This window comes from Gordonia sp. UBA7599 (assembly GCA_002477755.1).
Lineage (GTDB): Bacteria > Actinomycetota > Actinomycetes > Mycobacteriales > Mycobacteriaceae > Gordonia.
In genome coordinates this window covers 64,006-85,048 of record DLKD01000136.1, presented here as the reverse complement: position 1 = coordinate 85,048, position 21,043 = coordinate 64,006, and the positions used below count along the sequence as shown (strand labels likewise).

Sequence of the window (21,043 nt, the reverse complement as noted above, 5' to 3'; positions counted from 1 at the left end):
CGACAAACGAATCAGGCCCCGCACTCCTCGGGGGAATGCGGGGCCTGATCGGCTTGAGTGGGCGAACCCTAGGCGTTGGCCTTGGTCAGGGTCTCGTTGGTGAGCTTCTCACCGCGAGCGGCCTTCTCGACGAGCGAGGCCGGCGGGGTGAAGTTCGCACCGTACTTCGACGCCAGATCGTTGGCGCGGTCGACGAAGCCCTGCAGGCCACCCTCGTACTGGTTGATGTACTGGATGACACCACCGGTCCAGGCGGGGAAGCCGATACCGAAGATCGAGCCGATGTTGGCATCCTCGACGGAGGTGAGCACACCCTCGTCGAAGCACTTCACGGTCTCGAGGGCCTCGGCGAAGAGCATGCGCTCCTTCATGTCCTCCAGCGGGATCTCCTTGCTGCCCGACTTGAAGTGCTCGCGGACCTCGGGCCAGATGAGGTCGCGCTTGCCGTCGGTGTAGTCGTAGAAGCCCTTGCCGTCCTTCTTGCCGGTGCGGCCCTGCTCCACCATCCAGTCGACGACGGCGTTGCTGCCGTGCTGCGGGACTTCCTTGCCCTCTGCCTTGAGCGCCGCCTCGGTCTCCTTGCGGATCTTCTGCGGCAGGGTCAGGGTCAGCTCATCCATCAGCTGCAGCGGCGGAGCCGGGTACCCGGCCTGCGAACCGGCCTGCTCGATCAATGCCGGCTCGACGCCCTCGCCAACGGCCGCGATGGCCTCGTTGATGAAGGTACCGATGACGCGGCTGGTGAAGAACCCGCGGCTGTCGTTGACGACGATCGGGGTCTTGCGGATCGCCAGGGTGTAGTCGATGACCTTGGCCAGCACGGCGTCGGAGGTCTTCGCACCCTTGATGATCTCCACCAGCGGCATCTTGTCGACGGGGCTGAAGAAGTGGATGCCGATGAAGTCCTCAGAGCGCTTCACGCCCTCGGCGAGGATGGTGATCGGCAGCGTCGAGGTGTTGGACCCGAGCACGGCGTCGGCGTCGACGACGTCCTCGATTTCCTGGAACACCTTGTTCTTGACCTCGACCGACTCGAACGCGGCCTCGATCACGAAGTCGACGCCGGCGAAGTCGGCAGCGTCCACGGTCGGGTGGATGCGGTCGAGCAGCGCCTTGGACTTCTCCTCGGTGGTCTTGCCGCGCGAGAGAGCCTTCGCCTCAAGCTGGACCGAGTAGTCCTTGCCCTTGTTCGCGGCGTCGATGTTGATGTCCTTGAGGACGACGTCGATGCCGGCCTTGGCCGTCACATACGCGATCGCCGCGCCCATCATGCCCGCGCCGATGACGCCGACCTTCTTGGGCGTGTACTTGTCGAAGCCCTTCGGCCGCGAGCCACCGCCGTTGATGTGCTGCAGGTCGAAGAAGAACGCCTTGATCATGTTCTGCGCGACCTGACCGGTGACCAGCGAGACGAAGTAGCGCGTCTCGATCTCGTCGGCGGTGTCGACGTCGACGTAGGCACCCTCGATGGCCGCGGCGAGGATCGCGCGCGGAGCCGGCATGTTGGCGCCCTTGATCTGCTTGCGCAGCAGCGCCGGGAGGGCCGGCAGGTTGGCTGCGAGGGCCGGGCTGGTCGGTGCGCCACCGGGGATCTTGTAGCCCTTGACGTCGAACGGCTGGGCCGCTTCGGGGTTAGCGGCGATCCACTTCTTGGCGGCCGGGATGAGCTCCTCGACGGTGCCGACGACCTCGTTGACCAGACCGGTCTCCTTGGCCTTCTCCGGGCTGAACGACGTGCCCTGCAGCAGGACGCCCATCAGCGCGTTCTGGATGCCGAGCAGGCGCACGGTACGAACCACGCCGCCGCCGCCGGGGAGCAGGCCGAGGGTGACCTCGGGCAGGCCGATCTTGTTGCCCTTGACGTCGGCCGCGATGCGGTAGTGGGTGTGCAGCGCGATCTCCAGGCCACCGCCCAGCGCCGCGCCGTTGATGGCCGCGACGACGGGCTTGCCCAGCGTCTCCAGCCGGCGCAGCACCTTCTTCATCTCGTTGGCGCTGTTGGTGATCGCGGTGGCGATGTCGGCCTTGGTGGCGTCCTTGGGACGGTCAGCCGTCATGTCCTTGAGGTCGCCGCCGGCGAAGAAGGTCTTCTTCGCCGAGGTGATGATGACACCGGTGATGTCATCCTTCTCCGCCTCAAGCCGCTCGACGGTGGTCTTGATGGACGTCTGGAACAGCTCGTTCATCGTGTTGGCGCCCTGGTTGGGGTCGTCCATGGTCAGGATGACGACGCCGTCGGCGTCCTTCTCCCAGTTGATCATGTTGTCGCTCATTGTTTTTCTTCCAAAGTCTTTCTGTGCGTGGAGGCTTAGAGGCGCTCGATGACGGTCGCGACGCCCATGCCGCCGCCGATGCAGAGGGTGGCCAGGCCGTAGCGGCCGCCGGTGCGCTCGAGCTCGTCGAGGCAGGTGCCCAGGATCATCGCGCCGGTCGCGCCGAGCGGGTGGCCCATCGCGATGGCGCCGCCGTTGACGTTGACCTTCTCGTGCGGGATCTTCAGGTCCTTCATCCACTTCATGACGACCGACGCGAAGGCTTCGTTGAGCTCGTAGACGTCGATGTCCTCGGTGGTGAGTCCGGCCTTCTTCAGTGCCAGCTCGGTGGACGGGGTCGGGCCGGTGAGCATGATCGAGGGCTCCGAGCCGATCTCGGCAAAGGTGACGATGCGACCGCGCGGGGTCAGCCCGTTGCGCTTGCCGGCCTCTTCCGAACCGATCAGGACCAGGCCCGAACCGTCAACGATGCCGGAGCTGTTGCCACCGGTGTGGACGTGGTTGTTGCGCTCCACGCTCGGGTAGCGCTGCAGGATGACGTCGTCGAAGCCACCCATCGCAGCCAGGCCGGCGAATGCGGGCTTGAGCTTGCCGAGCGACTCGACGGTGCTGCCGGGACGCATGTGCTCGTCGTGGTCGAGCAGGGTGACGCCGTTGATGTCGGTCACCGGGATCACCGACTTGGCGAAGTAGCCCGACTCCCACGCCTTGGCGGCGCGGGCCTGCGACTCGGCGGCGTAAGCGTCGACGTCCTCGCGCGAGAAGCCCTCGATGGTCGCGATCAGGTCGGCACCGATGCCCTGCGGGTTGATGTAGTTGTCGTAGGCCGTGGTCGGGTCGGCGAAGAGCGCACCGCCGTCGCTGCCCATCGGGACGCGCGACATCGACTCGACGCCACCGGCGAGGACCAGGTCATCGAAGCCGGAGGCGACCTTGGCCGCAGCCAGGTTCACGGCCTCGAGGCCCGACGCGCAGAAGCGGTTGATCTGAGTACCCGGAACGGTCTCGCCCAGGCCGGACACGAGCGCAGCGGTACGTGCGATGACCGCGCCCTGCTCGCCGACCGGGGACACGACGCCGAGGATGACGTCGTTGATGTCGGTGGGGTCGAGGCTGCCGTGGCGGGCGAGGAGGGAGTTGATCAGACCCGAGACCAGGTCGATCGGCTTGACGCTGTGCAGCGCGCCGCCGCGCTGCTTGCCACGAGGCGTGCGGACGGCCTCGTAGATGAATGCTTGCTCGGGCACAGATGTTCCTTTCACACGAACCATCGGTTGGTTACGCATTGCAGACTAACGCGCAATAACTTTCTTGGCTATACCTGGTGGTCAATTGGTTCAACTTCTCGTTTTCGTGGGCTATGGTCTGTTCACCATGACCATGCAATCCGCTCGGGCTAGCCGCCCGGCCGACCGTCGCAGCCAGCTCATCGAGCGGGCCGCCGACCTGTTTGTGCAGCGCGGATACCCACATGTCTCGATGGCCGACATCGCGCGCGCCGCGGGGGTCACCGCACCGTCGCTGTACCGGCATTTCGACGACAAGCGCGACCTCCTCGGCGCCGCCGTTCTCTCCGGCGTCGACGATCTGGAGACGTGCACCGATCGCGCTCTCGCACAGCCATCCTCCTCCACCCGCGACACGTTGCGGGCGCTTTTCGAGGCGCTGGCCAAGCGGCCGCTCTCGGCATCGTTGTGGCGCTGGACCGGTGCGTATCTCAGCGACGAGCAGAACCGCGAGGTCGCGCTGCGCACCCGTGCTGTGCTGCGACGATGGGCCGATGCGCTCCTCGGGCCGGCCAGCGGGAGTGGGCCGGATGCATCCGGTATCGGGAGCGAAGCGAGCGGGCCGGCCGAGTCCGGTCGGCCTGGCTCTCCTCTCGCCGGTTCGGAGCGTTCCCAGCTGACCTGGGCGCTACTGTCGGTCGCCGGATCCGCGGCAGTGCACAAGACGCGGCTCTCACCGTCGAAAGAAGTCGACGAACTCGTCGACCGCGGCTTGCGACTGCTGGCGCTGCGACCGTCGCAGGCACCACCGCGCAGTCCGGCCATGCCGGCCTCACCGTCGACGACGAGGCGCGACGAGATCCTCGACGCGGCGTCGACGCTCTTCTCCGAACGCGGGTACGCCGACGTCGGCGTCGACGAGATCGGTGCGGCGGTCGGCATCAGCGGGCCGAGCGTGTACAACCACTTCCCGTCGAAGGAGGCGATCCTCGTGGGCATCGGGCAGCGCAGCGCGGCGCGCCTGGAGGCCGGGGTGATCGCGGCCTACGCATCGGCCCCCGACCTCTCGAGCCCCGGCGCGGCCGCCGCGGTCCTCCGAGCGCTGGTCGACTCATACGTCGCGGTGATCACCGCGACGCCGGATCTGTCGGTCTCGTTCAACAACTCGGCGGCCCTGAGCGCCAGTCCGGCGGCAGCGCTGCTCGACAGCCAGCGCCGCTATGTCGCGCGGTGGATCGAGTTGCTCCCGCAGGCCGATCCCACCGTCGTGGGTCCGGCCGAGGCGGGTGTCGGGGTGCATGCGGCGCTGTCGATCGTCAATGACGCCGTGCGCCTGCGCCGCGGGACATTGCGCCCGGAGTTCGGTGCCGAGATGGCCTATCTGATGACGGGCGTGCTGTTGACTACGGTTGACCGATGACCGATTCCACCGACCCACGGGGGCCGCGGTACAGCCGCGACGAGCTGGCCGCCGAACTCGGCGCCTCGCCCGAACTTGTCGAACGGCTGTGGAACGCCTTCGGTTTCGCACGGCGCACCACCGACGAGAAGATCTTCTCCCAGCGAGATGTCGAGGCGCTGCGGTTCTTCGCCGCGTCGTCGCGGGTCATCCCCGAGGACGAGCAGGTCGCGACCGCGCGCGCCGTGGGGCAGACGATGGCGCGGCTGACCGACTGGCAGGCCGACATGCTGCTGGAGCTCTCGCACAACGACGCCATCACGTGGTCAGTCGAGGACATGACGAAGGCACTCGGCACGATCCAGCAGTTGGTGTGGCGACGGCACCTCGAGATGGCCCTGGCGCGCGACCTGGCCACGCGCGACTCAGTCGACGCCGAGACGCAACGGCTGGCGGGGGTGCGCACGACCGAGGTCGTCGGGTTCGCCGACATCGTCGGGTTCACAAGCCTGTCGCGGCGTATCGACATGGCCGGACTGGAAAGCCTGCTAGAGGCGTTCGAGGACCGCGTGCACGAGATCATCTCCCGGCACGGCGGCCAGGTCATCAAGACGCTCGGCGACGCGGTCCTTTTCACCAACGTCGACGCCGGTGCCGCCGCGCTGACGGCACTGGAGATTCAGGAAGAGGTCGCCGAGGTCGAACCGGTGCCGCAACTGCGCGTCGGCATGGCCTACGGCGACATCCTCAACCGCCATGGCGACGTGTTCGGTGAGCCGGTGAACATCGCGTCGCGGCTGTGCGGGTCGGCACGACCGGGGACGATCCTGGTCAACGCCGAACTGTCGGATCTGTTGGAGGCCGACGAGCGCTTTCGGGTGCGATCGATCCCGACGCTGTCGGTGCGCGGATACCGCCGCCTCAAGGCGTCGGCGGTGGCGCGGCCCAAGTCCGTCCGGGAGCACTGACAACCCCGTTGCGGGACCATCGTCCCTGGTAGGGCCAGTTCTGCTTCGGATGCGGCGAAAATCTGGTGGCACGATGTCCGACCCCTCGCCTACTGTCGGGGACTATGACCGAATCGGACATCGCCATTGAGGCCCTCGACCTGGTCAAACGGTTCGGTGATTTCACCGCCGTCGACGGGGTCAGTTTCGTCGTACCCCGCGGAACCGTCCTGGGCCTGCTCGGCCCCAACGGCGCGGGCAAGACGACCACGGTCCGCATGATGACGACGCTGACGACGCCGACGAGCGGCACTGCCCGTGTGGCCGGCTACGACGTGACGACCCATCCCGACGAGGTCCGCCGCAACATGGGCCTCACCGGTCAGGCGGCCACAGTCGACGAGATCCTCACCGGGCGCGAGAACCTCGCGATGATCGGCGGGCTGTACGGGATCGGACGCAAGGCCCTGGCAGCGCGCAGCGATGAGCTGTTGGAGCAGTTCTCGCTGTCGGACGCGGCGGACAAGCCGGTGAAGGACTACTCCGGCGGCATGCGCCGACGTCTGGACCTGGCGACGAGTCTGCTGGCCGCACCCCCTGTGCTGTTCCTCGACGAGCCGACCACCGGCCTCGACCCGCGCAGCCGCACCGAGCTGTGGGACGTCCTACGGGACCTGGTCAACGACGGAACGACGCTGCTGCTGACCACCCAGTACCTGGAGGAAGCCGATCAGTTGGCCGACGACATCGTCGTCGTCGACCACGGCCGCATCATCGAGCACGGCACCGCGCTGGAGCTCAAGGAGCGGGCGGGGGCGGCGAGCCTCGTGCTGACCGTGTCCAACGCCGAGGACCTCGAGGCGGCCGCACAAGTGTTGCGCCGCTCCGGGCACGAGGTGTTCGTGGAGCCCAACGCGCGACGGGTGACCATGACCGCCAACGGGCTCGGCGACCTGACGAGTGCCGCCGGATGGCTCGACGAGACCGGGATCGCCATCGACGACCTGGGATTGGCCCGGCCGAGCCTCGACGACGTGTTCCTGTCGTTGACGGGCCGACGAACCGAACCCGATGAGACCGAGCAGGAGGCGTCGCTATGACCACGACGACCAACACTGTGCCCGCGCGCAGCACTAGCTTGCCGATCACGCCGACGAGCCTGTGGCGACAGTCGTGGATCATGGTGAAGCGCAACCTGATCCACACCAAGCGCATGCCCGAGATGCTGGCCGACGTGACGTTCCAGCCGATCATGTTCGTGCTGTTGTTCGCGTTCGTGTTCGGCTCGGCGATCGCCGTACCCGGCAGCGGCAACTACCGCGAGTTCCTGCTGCCCGGGATCATGGGACAGACCATCGCGTTCACCGCATTCATCGTGGCGACCGGTGTGACCGCCGACCTGGAGAAGGGCATCATCGACCGCTTCCGGTCGTTGCCGATCCACCAATCGTCGGTGATCGTGGGCCGGGCGATCGCCGCGGTGCTGCACTCGTCGATCGGCATCGTCGTCATGGCAGTCACCGGGCTGGCGATCGGGTGGCGCATCCGGACGTCAGTCCCCGAGGCCGTCCTCGGGTTCGCGCTCGTGTTGCTGTTCGGGTTCGCGATGATCTGGTTCGGGCTGCTCGTCGGGTCGCGGTTCAAGACCGTCGAGGCGGTGAACGGGTTCATGTTCACCACACTCTTCCCGATCACCTTCCTCTCCAACGCCTTCGTGCCCACCGCGGGCATGCCGAGTTGGCTGAAGACGATCGCCGAGTGGAACCCGATCTCATCGCTAGTCCAGGCCATGCGCGTGCTGTGGGGCAACGGTCCCGCCGCTTCCGAAGGTGCGCCCTGGCCCCTGCAGCACCCCGAACTCGCGACCATCGCCTGGTCGGTCCTGCTGACCGCGGTCATCGCCCCCATTGCGATCAGCGCGTACTACCGCCGCACCACCGACTGAAGCGAGACCCAACGCGGTTTCGGCAACCCAGCATCGATCGACGTGGGATTGCCGAAGCGGTGCAGGCTCTGGGGTCAGGTCGCGTTAGGTCGACGTGGGCGACCCACCGCCCGCCGTCGCCCATCAGGGTGTTGGGGCAACACGCATCGCCGTGGCAGACCACCAACCGATCGGGTGGCGGTGCTTCGCGCAGGTGATCCGGCACGGTGATCGCACGCTCCGCGGCACCGGCGATCCGGTTGGTGACCGACCACTCCCACGGGCACTCCCGGACCGGCAGCGAGTCGTGCATCGCGCGCAGTCCCTCCCCGACCGCGCGCACCGCGGTCGCGGGATCGGCGAGCCACCGCGGGGCCACTGCACTTTGCGCGACCGCATCGCCTACTTGGACCGCAGCGGTGACGAGCCACTCGTGGTCGTCGTCCTCGCCCTGGTCGATCACCGTCGGGACCCGGATCCACTCCTGCGCCCAGCGGAGGCGCTCGGCCTCGGCGCGCATGGAAGTCTCCTGGTTGCGTGGACCCCACTTGATCACGAAGTCCTCGCCGTCGGCCGCTGTCGCGAGGAAGGTCAGGCCACCGAGCTCGTTCGCCCAGAGGCACGACAACGCGGCACCGCGAGCCAAGAGACGCACCCGCTCGGGGATTGCGACCGGCTCGGTGGGGATCGTCATTGCCCCCCCATCGCCAGACGGTCCATCAACTGCTGAGATCTGTACGTATTACTTGGACAGACGTGATTATCACGCCCATCTCCGTAATACGTACAGATCGCAGCAGGGGTTACCCGGTGATCGCGAGAGCACCGAGCGGATCGGCGTAGATCGCGTCGAGGGAGACCGCGCCGGCTGCTTGCTGCTGCACGGTGACCCCCGCACGCGAGACCCGCACGTCACGCTTGGCGGTGACGCTCGTGTCGCGGATGACTCGAGCCACGACGGGTAGGGTCTGCGGCGCATCGGTGAAGGCCTGGCCGCCCAACACGACGTGGTCGGGGTTGAAGATGTCGGCGATCAGCGCGACCGCGCGGCCGAGGACCTCGGCGCGCTCGGTCAGGATGTCGCGGGCGGTCTCGTTCCCGTCGCGTGCAGCCTCGTGAACCTCGGCGATCTCGGAGATCTCCAAGCCCGCCGCACGTGCGGCGGCGACGATCCCGGTGTCGCTGGTCGCGGCCTCGAGCTGGCCGGTGCGATGCGGGTCGAGCAGCGTCGTCGCACCGATCGGGAAGTGCCCGATGACCGGCGGGCCAGCACTCGGGGTGTGGACCGAACCGTCGACACTGAACGCGACGCCGACCATTTCACGGGCGTAGAAGTACAAGAAGCTGGACCGCTGTGCCGGGTTGGCGACCAGTTCGGCGGCAGCCATGGCCTCGACGTGCGACGCCACCGACACCGGGTAACCCAGCGTCTGAGCGAAGATGCGCCCGACCTCGGCCTGCGACCAACCCAGGCGCGGGTGGTCGACGACGCCGCCGTCGTGCACGCGGCCGCCAAGCGCGACGCCGACCCACCGGATCTCGCGGTTGCGCCAACGCGAGAGGAATCCGGCGACGCTGTGCGCAAGCGCGGTGAGCGCGTTCTCCGCTCCGGCATCGGCAGGCGTCGGCACCGAGATGGCGCCAACGACGCGGTGCAGCAGGTCGTGGGCGGTGATCGAAGTGACCTTGTAGCCGATGTGCACGCCGATGGTCAGGTGCTCGGCGACGGAGACCTCGACCGGCAGACGCGGACGGCCGACTGCGCCGGCCGGCGCGAGGTCGCTGCGCTCACGGATGAGGCCGGCCTTGAGGAGGGCGCCGACCTGCCGGTTGACCGTCGAGATGGAGAGTCCGGTGGACTCGGCGATCTCGTCGCGGAAGACCGGGGCCGACAGTCGGACGGCGCGCAGCACCTGCGCGGCGGGCCGATCGGAGAGGGCGAGGTCGGGGGTGGTGACGTGGACGTCGCTGAGCCGCGGCCGCGCGGGCAACGGGGCGCCGACCGGGCGCGGCGAACGCGAATGCGGGACGCGCGGCACGGTTGCGAGACGCGCGGTGTCGGTGGTGGGGCGATCAAGAATGCTGGTCATGGTGTTGTCCTGGGGTGCGTGCCAACGTGAGCAGCGCTCATCGGCGTCGGCGGGATTGAATGCAGGTAAGCCCGGCAAGGGCACTGGGTCGGAACGATCAGTGCATTCGGCAACAACACAGCATTCGCGCAAGCGGCAGACGGCAGCCCAAAGCAGTGGTCACGTAGGTGACCTCCGGAGCATTCGCTTGCGACGACATGTCGGCCAAGCTAGCAGTGCGCGGAAGTCGGCGCAATACGAGCAGGCCCGCGCCCCGGCGAAAGGTGGTGTACGTCACCGCCTACGCTGGGCCAATGGGTTCTCTTTACCTCGTGCGACACGGTCAAGCTCACGCATCGGCCTACGGCGTCTCCGACGCGGCAGGCGGCGATGAACTCGACGGGGAAGCTGCGGGCGCCCTCACCCCCACCGGTCAGATGCAGGCCGGTGTCACCGGCACCGTGCTGAGCGGGCTCGTCCCCAGTTTCACCAATGCGATCAGCGGTGGACTCCTGCGGCAGCGCCAGACGCTGGCCGGTGTGATCGGTGCGTTCGATGAGCAGCCCAGCGCCGTTGTCGACGAGGGGTGGGACGAATACGACCTGGCCGGCCTGATGAATGCACCGACCGCCGCGGAGTACGCCGACGGGCGCAATTTCCAGCAGTCCCTCGATGCCATGCTCGACGACTGGATCACCGGTGAGCTCGACGCGGCGGAGCCGTTTGAGGAGTACGCCCGCCGGGTGGCGGCCGCCGGTCAGCGCGCGGTCGATGAAGCGGGGTCGGGGCGCAACGTCCTCGTCGTGTCGTCAGCCGGAACGATCACGCTGTGGCTCGCCCAGCATCTCGGCCTGGACGCACGGCACTGGCCACGCCTGTCCGCGACGATGATGAACGCCTCCATCACCCGCTGCATCGTCGGGAGGAAAGGCGTCACCATCGTCTCGATCAACGAGCACCTGCACCTTTCCGACCTCAACGGCGGGATCGCGACCTTCCGCTAGCCAGCACCGCCGACCGAGCCCAATCCAACGCCGACCGAGCCCATTTCAACGCCGAGCGAGCCCAGAATCGCGACGACCGAGCTTTACGAGACGGCGTTGAGCCCTGCGGCGATGAAGGCGGCAGTGGCCTCGGCGGCTCGTTCGGCGCCCTCGGCACCCGACGACCCTCCGAGTAGTGCGCGGTGGGTAATGCCCTCGGCGATGACGCCGAGCTTCAGGTTCGCCAGGCCGAGGTAGAAGTCCCAATCACCCAGGTCGGCTCCCGTCACCGTCGCATAGGCCTGTGCCATGTCCGCAGCGCTCGGGTAGCGATCGCTGGTCCAGGCCGCCCGGAAGCCGAGGACCGTGGCGAACACCGGTTGGCGGTAGATGCACATGAGGGCGACGTCGGTGAGCGGGTCGCCCAGCGCGGCCATCTCCCAGTCAACTACTGCCTTGACGTTGGAGGAATCCTCACCGTCGATGATCGTGTTGTCGACGCGGAAGTCGCCGTGCACGATCGTGCTGCGCGCATCGGTCGGGATCCGCTCGCTCAGTTTCGCGACCAGCGTGTCGACGTCGGCGAGGTCACGCGTCTTCACCAGCCCCCACTGCCGGGCCCACAGCTTGACCTGTCGGCCGGCGAAGCCCTCGGGCCGACCGAAGTCACCCAGTCCGACCGCTTCGTAGTCGACGGCGTGCAGGTCGGCCAGAGTCTTGACGAGGGCGTCAAAGTTGGCCGTCACCTCGTCGTCGGACCAGATGTTGAGGTCGTCGGTCGAGCGGATCACCAGGCCATCGACGAACTCGACGACGGTGCAGGGTGCGCCGATGATCTCGCCGTCGCGGTCGATCGCGACGGTTGGTGCGACGGGGACGTTGGTGTCGGCGAGAGCCGAGGTCACCGCCCATTCGCGGTTCATGTCGTGGGCCGACGGGGTCAGCCCGCCCATCGGGGGGCGGCGCGCGATCCATCGGCGCTCACCGTCTTCGACCGCGAAGGTCAGATTCGACCGCCCACCGCTGATGAGGTCGATCTTGAGGTCACCGACGACGTCGACGCCGTTGGCGGCCAGCAACTTTCGCAGTGCTTCCGTCGAGAGTCCGGGATGGTCAGGCATGGTCGGCCTTTCGTTGTGCGGCTTTGCGGGCGCGCCCGACGGCGCGCTTGGCGATGGCCCAGCGGTGGACTTCCGACGGTCCGTCGTAGATCCGGAAGGGGCGCAGTTCGTCGGCCAGGCGGGCCAGCGGGAGGTCGGCGGAGACGCCGAGGCCGCCGCACATCTGGATCGAGCGATCGACGATCCGCGAGAAGGCCTCGGCACCATAGGTCTTCGCGATGGACGTCGAATCCGATGCGTGCTCGCCCTGGTCGAGTTCGTAGCAAGCACGCGCCAGCAGAGCGCGGGTGGCCGCGAGGTCGATCTCGTTGTCGGCGATCATCTGTTGGATCATGCCGAGATCGGCGAGCTTGCCGCCGAATCCGTCGCGCTCGCGGACATAGTCGACGGCGATCGCGTGCGCCCGCTCCGCCGATCCGAGCCAGCGCATCACGTGGGTCATCCGCGCCGGGCCAAGGCGGACCTGCGCGTAGCGGTACCCCTCGTCGACCTCGCCGAGCACATCCTCGTCGGGGACGAAGACGTCGGCGAACGTCATCTCGCAGTGCCCGCCGATCATGGCCTTGTCGATGGTGTGGACGTGGCGGTCGACGCTGATGCCGGGGGTGTCGCCGGGGGCGAGGAACATCGTCGCGCCCCCGCGGTCGCCGACGCTGCCCGATGTGCGGGCCATGATGATGTAGAAGCCGGCACCGTCGGCGCCGGTGATGAAGCGCTTGCGGCCGTTGATCTTCCAGCCGCCGTCGGCCTTGACCGCAGTCGTCGAGAGGCAGTTGGGGTCGGAGCCGGCGCCGGTCGGGGCGGGCTCGGTCATGGCGAACCCGCTGCGGACCTCGCCAGTCGCGAGCGGCCCGAGGTACTTGTCGCGCTGGGCGTCGCTGGCGATGTGGGAGAGCATGTGGACGTTGCCCTCGTCGGGGGCGCCGATGTGTAGGGCGACGGGGCCGAAGGTCGAGTGCCCGGCCGCGGTGAAGACCGGTGAGCGGTCGGACATGTTGAGCCCGAGTCCGCCGTATTCCACCGGCGCGTGCGGGGCGAAGATCCCGGCGGCCTTGGCTTTGGCGTTGAGTTCACGACGGAGGTCGTCGCCGCCGGCTGCGGTGATGTCGCCGTGGAACTGCTCTTCGACGGGCGCGACGTGCTCGGCGATGAACGCCTGGGTGCGCGCGACGAGGTCGACAACCTCCGGGGAGTAGGACAAATCGATGGCCATGCTGCTTCTTTCTCCGATACCGAGCGAGCGTTCGGTCTGCCGGTCATGGTGTCATGCCGACTGGCATCGGTCAAGGCGCTCATGGTCACCGTAACCGGTAGTCCGGTGGCCGATGTCAGACTCCGGGATCAACGCCGACGGTCAGCCCCAGATGAGTGCCGCACCCGCAATCACAAGCGCCACGACGGCCACCACGTCGGCGATCACCACACGTCGAATCTTGTCGCCGTACCCGCCTACCAGCCCCGCGATGACCAGAAAGCCTGCCGCGCTCACCAGACCGACGACTACGGCCAGACCTCGCCATTCCGACCGGATCGCCGCTGCAATCAGGATGCCGCCGACGATGCCGAACATCAGCGCGCGGTGGCGCATCATGACGAGCATGTCGGGGTCGTCGATGCGGGATCCGTACAGACGCTCGAGCCAAGCTGCACCGAGGATCCCCGGCACCGGGAGGAGGTGGATGACGGCGGCGATGACTAGACATACGACGATCAACGCGCTCATGACGTTCTCCCTCAGTGCGGTGTGAGATCGACACTAGGCCGTTGGGCGACCCAGTCGGCGGGGTTGAACGGCCCACTCGGCGGAGACGGACGGCCCAGTCGGCGGGGTGGGACGGCCCACTCGGCGGAATTTCGGGTCAGATGACTCCCAAGTCGTGAAGCTTCGCCAGCTCGGCATCGGACAAGCCCAACACCGAGGCGAGAATCTCGTCGGTATCGGCCCCCAGCGCACTGGCCACCATCGGTGCCCCGTTCCCGCCGCCGTCGCTGCCGCCCTGGCCGCCGCTCCTCGCAACGCCGGCATCGACATACTGACCGTCGACGCGGATCGGCGACTTGGCAGAGATGACCTGCCCGACGCCGGGTTGATCGACCTCGACGAGGACGGGGGCTGACGACGGGTCGGCACGAAACGCCTCGGCAAAGGCACGCATCGACTGATACGGCCCCCAGAGGGCACCCGCCGCGTTCAACGCGGCCTCGACCTCCGCGAAGTTGCGCTGCGCGAACCACGGCCGCAGCAGGTCGGCGATCGCGTCCCGGTGCTCGTAGCGACCCTCGTCGGTGAAGAAGTCGACACCGAATGACTCGGCCATCGCCGCCAACGCAGCCGACAACCCGGTCGCCTCGCCCAGGCTCTTCCACTGCCGCGGCGACAGCGTGACAACCATGACCCGACCACCGTCGGCCGTCTCGAAGTCGGTCCCGAAACTCCCATAGAGGTGGTTGCCGTGCCGCGCACGGTTACCGCGCTGCAGCGCCTCGGTGTACCAGCCGAGATTGGCGACGCCGGCCGCAGCGACGTCGGCCAGCGCGATCTCGACCCGACTACCCTCCCCGGTCCGTTCGCGCCGGTGCAACGCCGCGAGCACCGCGGTCGAGATTGCCTGCCCGGTGATGAAGTCCCACGCCGGCAGGACGTGGTTGACCGGCCCCCCGTCGACGGGGCCGGTCTGCATGGGGATCCCGACCGCCGAGTTCACCGTGTAGTCGACCGCGGCACCACCGTCGGCACGGCCCTCGATATGCACGGCGATCATGTCCGTCCGCCGCGCGGTCATCGCCTCATACGACAGCCACGACCGTCCGACGGTGTTATCGACGCAGATCCCCGCATCCCGCCCCGGCGCGGTGGCCAGGGCCAGCACCAACTCCTGCCCCTCCGGGGTGCGCATGTTCACCGCTACCGACCGTTTGCCACGGTTCAGCGACGTCCAGAACAGGCTGTCGGGCGAGTCGAGCGCCAGCGGCCAGCGGCGGTAATCGGTGTTCCCGCCGAGCGGATCGACCTTGATCACATCAGCGCCGAGCTGTGCCAGTGTCATCCCGGCCGACGGCGCGGCGACGAAGCTCGCGAACTCGACCACACGCAGGCCGCGCAGCGGCTGGTTCATCCCCATCGGTTGTCCATCCCCGTCGCCACCGACTGACTCTGCACCGTGCTCGCACCCATGGGTTAGTTTCTATCCCATGGCGAAGCTCTGCGACACCGCCGATCTCACCGACGTCCAACGGGAGATGCTGGCGACGATCCGCACCTTTGTCGACGAGCAGATCCTTCCCGTCGCCAATGAGCTCGAGCATCGCGACGAATATCCCACCGACATCGTCGCGGCCCTCAAGGAGATGGGGGTTTTCGGCCTGACCATCGCCGAGGAATACGGCGGGCTCGGCGAATCGCTGCTGACCTACGCGCTCGTCGTCGAAGAACTCTCCCGCGGCTGGATGAGCGTCTCGGGCATCGTCAACACCCATTTCATCGTCGCGTACCTGCTGGCCCAGCACGGCACCGACGAGCAGAAAGCCGAATACCTCCCCCGCCTGGCCGTCGGCGAGCTCACCGGCGCGTTCTCGCTGTCCGAACCCGCATTGGGCTCCGACGTCGCCGCCATCACGACGACCGCCCGCCCCGACGGCGACGACTACGTGATCAACGGCCAGAAGATGTGGCTGACCAACGGCGGGACATCGAGCCTCGTCGCCGTCCTGGTCCGCACGCCCCTCGGCCACGACAAGCCCCATCAGAACCTCACGACCTTCCTCCTCGAGAAGACGCCCGGCTTCGGCGAGGTGGCGCCCGGCCTGACCATCCCCGGGAAGATCGAGAAGATGGGCTACAAGGGGGTCGACACCACCGAGTTGCTCTTCGACGGTTTCCGGATCGGCGCCGAGCAGATCCTTGGCGGTGAGCCCGGGCGCGGTTTCTATCAGATGATGGACGGCGTCGAGGTGGGTCGCGTGAACGTCGCGGCGCGCGGCGTCGGCGTCGCCCTGCGCGCCTTCGAACTCGGCGTCGCCTACGCCCAGCAGCGCGAGACGTTCGGCAAACCCATCGCGCAACACCAAGCAGTGCTGTTCCGCATCGCCGAGATGGGCACGAAGGTGGAGGCTGCCCACCAGATGGTCGTGCGCGCGGCGCGGATCAAGGACGCTGGCCAGCGCAATGACCTTGAGGCCGGAATGGCCAAGTACCTCGCGTCGGAGTACTGCCGCGACGTCGTCGAGGATTCCTTCCGCATCCACGGCGGCTACGGCTTCGCGAAAGACTTCGAGATCGAGCGGCTCTACCGCGAGACGCCCATGCTGCTGATCGGCGAGGGCACCGCCGACATCCAGCGCATGATCATCGGGCGCCGCCTGCTGGAGGACTACGCCCAGTGACCCACCGCCCTGTGACCCAGACCCACCACCGAGGAGACACCCATGGCTGACGAGCGCTACGACGTCGGAGGCGCCGAGGTCGACGCCGAGGACTTCGCCCAGATCCGCGACTCGGTGCGCGAGTGGGTGCGCACCCGCGTCATCCCGCGCGAGAGCGAGATCGCCGACGCCGACGCCATCCCCGACGACCTGCGACAGCAGGCCAAGGACATGGGCCTGTTCGGATTCGCCATCCCGCAGGAGTTCGGCGGCCTGGGTCTCGACCTCGCCCAGGATGTCGAGCTGGCCATGGAGCTGGGTTACACCTCCCTGGCGGTCCGGTCGATGTTCGGCACCAACAACGGCATCGCCGGGCAGGTTCTGGTGAACTTCGGCACCGACGAGCAGAAGGCCCAGTGGCTGGAGAAGATCGCCACCGGCGAGGTCGTCGCCTCGTTCGCACTCACCGAACCCGGCGCCGGGTCCAACCCGGCCGGACTGCGCACCAAAGCCGTCCGCGTCAATCCCGACGACGAGAACTCCGACTGGATCCTCGACGGCGAGAAGTGCTTCATCACCAACGCCGCGTCGGCGAACCTCATCGTTACTTTCGCCCGCACCCGTCCGGCCGACGAGAAGGGCCCCGGGATCGCGGTGTTCCTCGTGCCCGCTGATGCGCCCGGGCTCTCCGTCGCACCGCACGACGAGAAGATGGGCCAGCAGGGCGCCTGGACGTCGAACGTCTCGTACACCGGGGTGCGGGTACCGGCGTCGGCACTGGTCGGCGGCGACGAGGACACCGGCTACCGGGCCGCCATGACGTCGCTGGCACGTGGGCGGGTACACATCTCCGGAATGTCGGTGGGCGCCGCGCAGCGCGCCCTCGACGAGTCGCTGCGCCACGCCGCCGTCACCACGCAGGGCGGTACGCCGATCGGCGACTTCCAGCTCGTGCAGGCCCACCTCGCCGACATGCAGACGGGCATCATGGCCGGACGCGCCCTGGCCCGCGACGCCGCACGCAAGTGGGTGGCCAACGAGGATCGTCGAATCGCACCCTCGGTGGCGAAGCTGTTCTGCACCGAGATGGTCGGGCAGGTCGCCGACAAGGCCGTCCAAATCCACGGCGGGTCGGGTTACATGCGCGAGATGCCCGTCGAGCGGATCTACCGCGACGTACGACTGCTGCGCCTCTACGAAGGGACCAGCGAAATCCAGCGCCTCATCATCGGAGGCGGCCTCGTGCGCGAGGCGAAGAAGGCCCAAGGAGGCACACAATGACAGGACTGCTCGCAGGTAAGACCGCAGTGATCACCGGCGGCGCGCAGGGCATCGGCCTGGCCATCGCCCAGCGCTTCATCGCCGAGGGCGCGACCGTCGCACTCGGTGACATGAACGCCGAGCAGGTCGAGGCGGCCGCCAAGGAACTCGGTGAGGACGTGGCACTCGGGGTGCGGTGCAATGTCACCGTCGCCGACGATGTCGCCGCGCTGCTCGCCGCCGCGATCGACCGCTTCGGCACGCTCGACATCATGGTGAACAACGCCGGCATCACCCGCGACGCCAGCATGCGCAAGATGACCGAGGAGCAGTTCGACCAGGTCATCTCCGTGCACCTCAAGGGCACCTGGCTCGGCACGAAACTGGCCGCCGACATCATGCGCGAGCACGGCGGCGGCGCGATCGTGAACATGTCCTCGATCTCGGGCAAGGTCGGCAACTTCGGCCAGACGAACTACTCGGCCGCCAAGGCCGGAATCGCCGCGATGAGCAAGGCTGCTGCGAAGGAGTTCGCCACCAAGGGGATCCGCGTCAATTCGATCCAGCCCGGTCTCATCCGCACCGCGATGACCGAAGCCATGCCGCAGGCCGCATGGGATTCGAAGATGACCGAAATCCCGATGGGCCGCGCGGGCGAGCCCGATGAGATCGCGAAGGTCGCCGTGTTCCTCGCCAGCGACCTCTCGTCGTACATGACCGGCACCATCCTGGAGGTCACCGGCGGCCGGTACATGTGATGGCCGACTGGCAACCGCACACGGTCGTCACCGACGAACTCCTCGACCCAGGACCCGTCGCGGCCTTGGCCGCGCTGCTCGACGACGGTCTGCCGGCCCCCGCGCCGGGCGACCCCCTGCCGCCGCTGTGGCACTGGGTGGCGCTGCCGCGGTGGTCACCGTCGTCGCAGATCAGCGTCGACGGTCACCCGTTCCGCGGCTCGTTCCTGCCACCGGTAGAACTGCCGCGGCGCATGTTCGCCGGCGGTTCGGCGGAGTTCACCGGAACGCTGCGCGTCGGCGACACCGTCCGCCGCGAGGCCACCGTCGAGTCGGTCACCGAAAAGAATGGTCGCAGCGGCAAGCTCGTGATCGTCGTGACATCGACGATCCTGTTCGCACCCGACGGCACGCCCGCCGTCGTCGAGAAGCAGAACCTCGTCTACCGCGAGGCCGCCGAAGCCAGCGGCACACCACCGCCGCCGGAGCCTGCCGCCTCGATGGTCCCCGCGGGCCCACCGATCATCGCCGACGGTGAGCGCCGCTGGCAGTTGCGCACCGACCCGACCCTGTTGATGCGCTTCTCCGCGGCTACCGCCAACGCCCATCGCATCCACTACGACTGGCCTTATGCCACCGGCGTCGAAGGCTATCCCGGGCTCGTCGTGCACGGACCGCTGATGACGCTGGCCCTGCTCGAGACTCACCGCCTCGACGGTGATGCACGCCCAGTGCGCGCGCTGTCCCACCGCGTCTCGGCGCCACTGTTCTGCGGGCAATCCGCCCAACTGGTGGCCACACCCACCCCGACGGGAACTACCGTCGAAGTCATCGGCCCCGGCGGCGAGGAAGCCGGGCCGCGCACCACCGTCGAACTCACCCTCACCTGAAAAAGGAGCCCCATGCCCCGCACATTCACCTCCCTCGATGAAGTCCGCGCCGCCCTCGGCGAGGAGATCGGCCCGAGCGCACCCATCGTCATCGAGCAGGAGCGCGTCAACGCCTTCGCCGACGCGACCGGTGACCACCAATGGATCCACGTCGACGTCGAGCGCGCCAACGCCGGACCCTTCGGCGGACCGATCGCCCACGGGTTCCTGACACTCTCGCTGATCCCGCTGTTCGGCGCCGAGCTGTTCAACATCGACTTCGGCGGTGCGCGCATCAACTACGGCGCCAACAAACTCCGCTTCCCGTCGCCGGTGCCGGTCGGCAGCGAGCTGACCGCGACCGCTACGTTCACCGAGCTCACCGAGAGCCCGGCCGGGGCGGTCCTCACCGTGAAGTACGTGATCTCGGCGACCGGCGCGCCCAAGCCCGCCTGTGTCGCGGAGACTCTCGTCGTCATCTCGCCCTAACCGCAACAACGCCGACGCTAGCGACCACTATGTGGTCACCAGCGTCGGCGTTGTGCTGTCTGCGTAGTCCTCAGAACTTGCCGTCGAGGAATTCGGCGTAGGCGGGGAGGTCGAGTTGGCCATGACCCGACAGCCCGATGACGACGACCTGCTCGACGTCGCTGTCGGCGACCGCGGCGGCACACGCGGCGATCGCGTGAGTAGATTCCGGCGCGGGCACGATGCCCTGGGCGCGCGCGAACTGGACACCGGCGGCGAACGCGTCGTGCTGGGTGATCGCGACGCCGGACACCAGGCCCTGCTCGACGGTGTGGCTCAGCGCGGGCGCCATGCCGTGGTAGCGCAGGCCACCGGCGTGGATCGGGTCGGGCACGAAGTCCATGCCCAGCGTGTGCATCTTGAGCAGCGGGGTCAGTCCGGCCACATCGCCGTGGTCGTACCGGTACTCGCCCTCCGTGATCGACGGGCAGGCGGCTGGCTCGGCCGCGACGACGCGCGGGTTGGAGCGGCCGTGGATCTTCTCGCGGATGAACGGGAACGACAGCCCGCCCAGGTTCGACCCGCCGCCGGCGCAGCCGAAGACGATGTCGGCGCCGCCGGGCTCGACGCTATAGAGCTGCTCGACGGCTTCCAGGCCGATCACGCTCTGGTGCAGCACGACGTGGTTGAGCACACTGCCCAGCGCGTAGCGCGCAGCCGGGTCGTTTGCCGCCACCTCGACGGCCTCGCTGACGGCCATGCCGAGGCTGCCCGTGGTGTTCGGGTCCTTCTCGAGCATCGCGCGGCCCGACTCGGTGAGCGTCGACGGGCTCGGGTGCACCGTCGCGCCGTAGGTCCGCATCAGGTACCCGCGGTAGGGCTTGGAATCGTAGGAGGCGCGGACCTGCCACACCTCGACGTCGATTCCGAACTGCGCGCCCGCGAATGCCAGCGCACTGCCCCACTGCCCCGCCCCGGTCTCGGTGGTCAGCTTGGTGACGCCGTCGACGTGGTTGTAATAGGCCTGCGCGACCGCAGAGTTCGTCTTGTGACTACCGACCGGGCTGACACCCTCGTACTTGACGTAGATCCGCGCCTTGGTGTTCAGCGACTCCTCGAACTTGCGGGCGCGCAGCAGCGGCGAGGGCCGCCACATCTTGTAGATCTCGCGGACCGGTTCGGGGATCTCGATGTAGGCCTCGTTGGCCACCTCCTGCGCGATCAACCCCATCGGGAACAGCGCGACGAGGTCGTCGGGCCCGACCGGCTCCTTGGTCCCCGGGTGCAGATGGGGCGGGATCGGCTCGTCGAGCTCGGCGGCGAGGTTGTACCAGTGCGTCGGGACGTCGACGGTGATGATGTCGGGGGATTCAGCAGTGGAGGTCATGGGGCCACTGTATCGACG

Annotated in this window: 19 protein-coding genes; 10 read left to right on the top strand and 9 right to left on the bottom strand. The window is 67.9% G+C overall.

Annotation, left to right across the window (positions count from 1 at the left end; all coding sequences use genetic code 11):
* Positions 1 to 68: 68 nt before the first annotated feature.
* Together B4L26_RS15705 and B4L26_RS15700 are read right to left on the bottom strand one after the other, a co-directional pair.
* Complete coding sequence (locus tag B4L26_RS15705) at positions 69 to 2,273, bottom strand: 3-hydroxyacyl-CoA dehydrogenase NAD-binding domain-containing protein (RefSeq protein ID WP_290720235.1); 2,205 nt, start codon at positions 2,271 to 2,273, stop codon at positions 69 to 71.
* Positions 2,274 to 2,308: 35 nt separating this feature from the next.
* A complete protein-coding gene (locus B4L26_RS15700; protein WP_290720233.1) occupies positions 2,309 to 3,520 on the bottom strand; it encodes an acetyl-CoA C-acetyltransferase in 1,212 nt (403 codons plus the stop codon).
* A gap of 127 nt (positions 3,521 to 3,647) precedes the next feature.
* Between B4L26_RS15700 and B4L26_RS15695 the strand changes: the two genes are divergently transcribed.
* From B4L26_RS15695 to B4L26_RS15680, 4 genes are all read left to right on the top strand, one after another.
* On the top strand, positions 3,648 to 4,919 hold the full coding sequence (locus tag B4L26_RS15695) for a TetR/AcrR family transcriptional regulator (RefSeq protein ID WP_290720231.1): 1,272 nt from the start codon (positions 3,648 to 3,650) through the stop codon (positions 4,917 to 4,919).
* Positions 4,916 to 5,866: an adenylate/guanylate cyclase domain-containing protein gene (locus tag B4L26_RS15690; protein WP_290720230.1), complete on the top strand. Its 951-nt coding sequence runs from the start codon at positions 4,916 to 4,918 to the stop codon at positions 5,864 to 5,866. The genes B4L26_RS15695 and B4L26_RS15690 overlap by 4 nt, the downstream gene beginning before the upstream one ends.
* A gap of 104 nt (positions 5,867 to 5,970) precedes the next feature.
* Positions 5,971 to 6,945 (top strand): ATP-binding cassette domain-containing protein, encoded by a 975-nt coding sequence (locus B4L26_RS15685; protein WP_290720229.1) that lies wholly within the window; start codon positions 5,971 to 5,973, stop codon positions 6,943 to 6,945.
* On the top strand, positions 6,942 to 7,790 hold the full coding sequence (locus B4L26_RS15680) for an ABC transporter permease (RefSeq protein ID WP_290720228.1): 849 nt from the start codon (positions 6,942 to 6,944) through the stop codon (positions 7,788 to 7,790). Before B4L26_RS15685 ends, B4L26_RS15680 begins: the two co-directional genes overlap by 4 nt.
* Here the strand turns inward: B4L26_RS15680 and B4L26_RS15675 are convergent.
* Both B4L26_RS15675 and B4L26_RS15670 read right to left on the bottom strand, forming a co-directional pair.
* Complete coding sequence (locus tag B4L26_RS15675; protein WP_290720227.1) at positions 7,759 to 8,463, bottom strand: phosphotransferase; 705 nt, start codon at positions 8,461 to 8,463, stop codon at positions 7,759 to 7,761. The two genes, B4L26_RS15680 and B4L26_RS15675, sit on opposite strands and share 32 nt — an antisense overlap.
* Before the next feature lie 109 nt (positions 8,464 to 8,572).
* The gene (locus B4L26_RS15670) at positions 8,573 to 9,859 is read right to left on the bottom strand and encodes an ROK family protein (RefSeq protein WP_290720225.1); all 1,287 of its coding nucleotides are present in this window, start codon (positions 9,857 to 9,859) and stop codon (positions 8,573 to 8,575) included.
* 293 nt (positions 9,860 to 10,152) lie between these two features.
* On the opposite strand from B4L26_RS15670, the gene B4L26_RS15665 reads away from it, so the two are divergent.
* The gene (locus B4L26_RS15665) at positions 10,153 to 10,842 is read left to right on the top strand and encodes a histidine phosphatase family protein (protein WP_290720224.1); all 690 of its coding nucleotides are present in this window, start codon (positions 10,153 to 10,155) and stop codon (positions 10,840 to 10,842) included.
* A gap of 83 nt (positions 10,843 to 10,925) precedes the next feature.
* Here the strand turns inward: B4L26_RS15665 and B4L26_RS15660 are convergent, their stop codons facing one another.
* The 4 genes from B4L26_RS15660 to B4L26_RS15645 all read right to left on the bottom strand — a co-directional run bounded on the left by B4L26_RS15660 (position 10,926) and on the right by B4L26_RS15645 (position 15,064).
* Positions 10,926 to 11,942, bottom strand: coding sequence for a phosphotransferase family protein (locus B4L26_RS15660; protein ID WP_290720223.1), 1,017 nt, complete (start codon positions 11,940 to 11,942; stop codon positions 10,926 to 10,928).
* Positions 11,935 to 13,155, bottom strand: coding sequence for an acyl-CoA dehydrogenase family protein (locus B4L26_RS15655; RefSeq protein WP_290720221.1), 1,221 nt, complete (start codon positions 13,153 to 13,155; stop codon positions 11,935 to 11,937). The genes B4L26_RS15660 and B4L26_RS15655 overlap by 8 nt, the downstream gene beginning before the upstream one ends.
* Positions 13,156 to 13,296: 141 nt before the next feature.
* Positions 13,297 to 13,665, bottom strand: a complete 369-nt coding sequence (locus B4L26_RS15650) for a hypothetical protein (RefSeq protein WP_290720220.1) — start codon at positions 13,663 to 13,665, stop codon at positions 13,297 to 13,299.
* A 136-nt stretch (positions 13,666 to 13,801) separates the two neighbouring features.
* On the bottom strand, positions 13,802 to 15,064 hold the full coding sequence (locus B4L26_RS15645) for a CoA transferase (RefSeq protein WP_290720219.1): 1,263 nt from the start codon (positions 15,062 to 15,064) through the stop codon (positions 13,802 to 13,804).
* A gap of 70 nt (positions 15,065 to 15,134) precedes the next feature.
* Between B4L26_RS15645 and B4L26_RS15640 the strand changes: the two genes are divergently transcribed.
* Genes B4L26_RS15640 through B4L26_RS15620 form a run of 5 tightly spaced genes read left to right on the top strand, consistent with a single transcriptional unit; the run spans position 15,135 to position 19,659 of the window.
* On the top strand, positions 15,135 to 16,325 hold the full coding sequence (locus tag B4L26_RS15640; RefSeq protein WP_290720218.1) for an acyl-CoA dehydrogenase family protein: 1,191 nt from the start codon (positions 15,135 to 15,137) through the stop codon (positions 16,323 to 16,325).
* A 42-nt stretch (positions 16,326 to 16,367) separates the two neighbouring features.
* On the top strand, positions 16,368 to 17,585 hold the full coding sequence (locus tag B4L26_RS15635; protein ID WP_290720217.1) for an acyl-CoA dehydrogenase family protein: 1,218 nt from the start codon (positions 16,368 to 16,370) through the stop codon (positions 17,583 to 17,585).
* Positions 17,582 to 18,322 carry a 3-oxoacyl-ACP reductase FabG gene (gene fabG / locus B4L26_RS15630; RefSeq protein ID WP_290720216.1) on the top strand — a complete coding sequence of 247 codons (741 nt, stop codon included), beginning with the start codon at positions 17,582 to 17,584 and terminating at the stop codon, positions 18,320 to 18,322. The genes B4L26_RS15635 and fabG overlap by 4 nt, the downstream gene beginning before the upstream one ends.
* On the top strand, positions 18,322 to 19,191 hold the full coding sequence (locus B4L26_RS15625) for an FAS1-like dehydratase domain-containing protein (protein WP_290720215.1): 870 nt from the start codon (positions 18,322 to 18,324) through the stop codon (positions 19,189 to 19,191). The genes fabG and B4L26_RS15625 overlap by 1 nt, the downstream gene beginning before the upstream one ends.
* 12 nt (positions 19,192 to 19,203) lie before the next feature.
* The gene (locus B4L26_RS15620) at positions 19,204 to 19,659 is read left to right on the top strand and encodes a MaoC family dehydratase (RefSeq protein WP_290720214.1); all 456 of its coding nucleotides are present in this window, start codon (positions 19,204 to 19,206) and stop codon (positions 19,657 to 19,659) included.
* A 70-nt stretch (positions 19,660 to 19,729) separates the two neighbouring features.
* Here the strand turns inward: B4L26_RS15620 and B4L26_RS15615 are convergent, their stop codons facing one another.
* On the bottom strand, positions 19,730 to 21,025 hold the full coding sequence (locus B4L26_RS15615) for a TrpB-like pyridoxal phosphate-dependent enzyme (protein WP_290720213.1): 1,296 nt from the start codon (positions 21,023 to 21,025) through the stop codon (positions 19,730 to 19,732).
* Between the last annotated feature and the right edge of the window lie 18 nt (positions 21,026 to 21,043).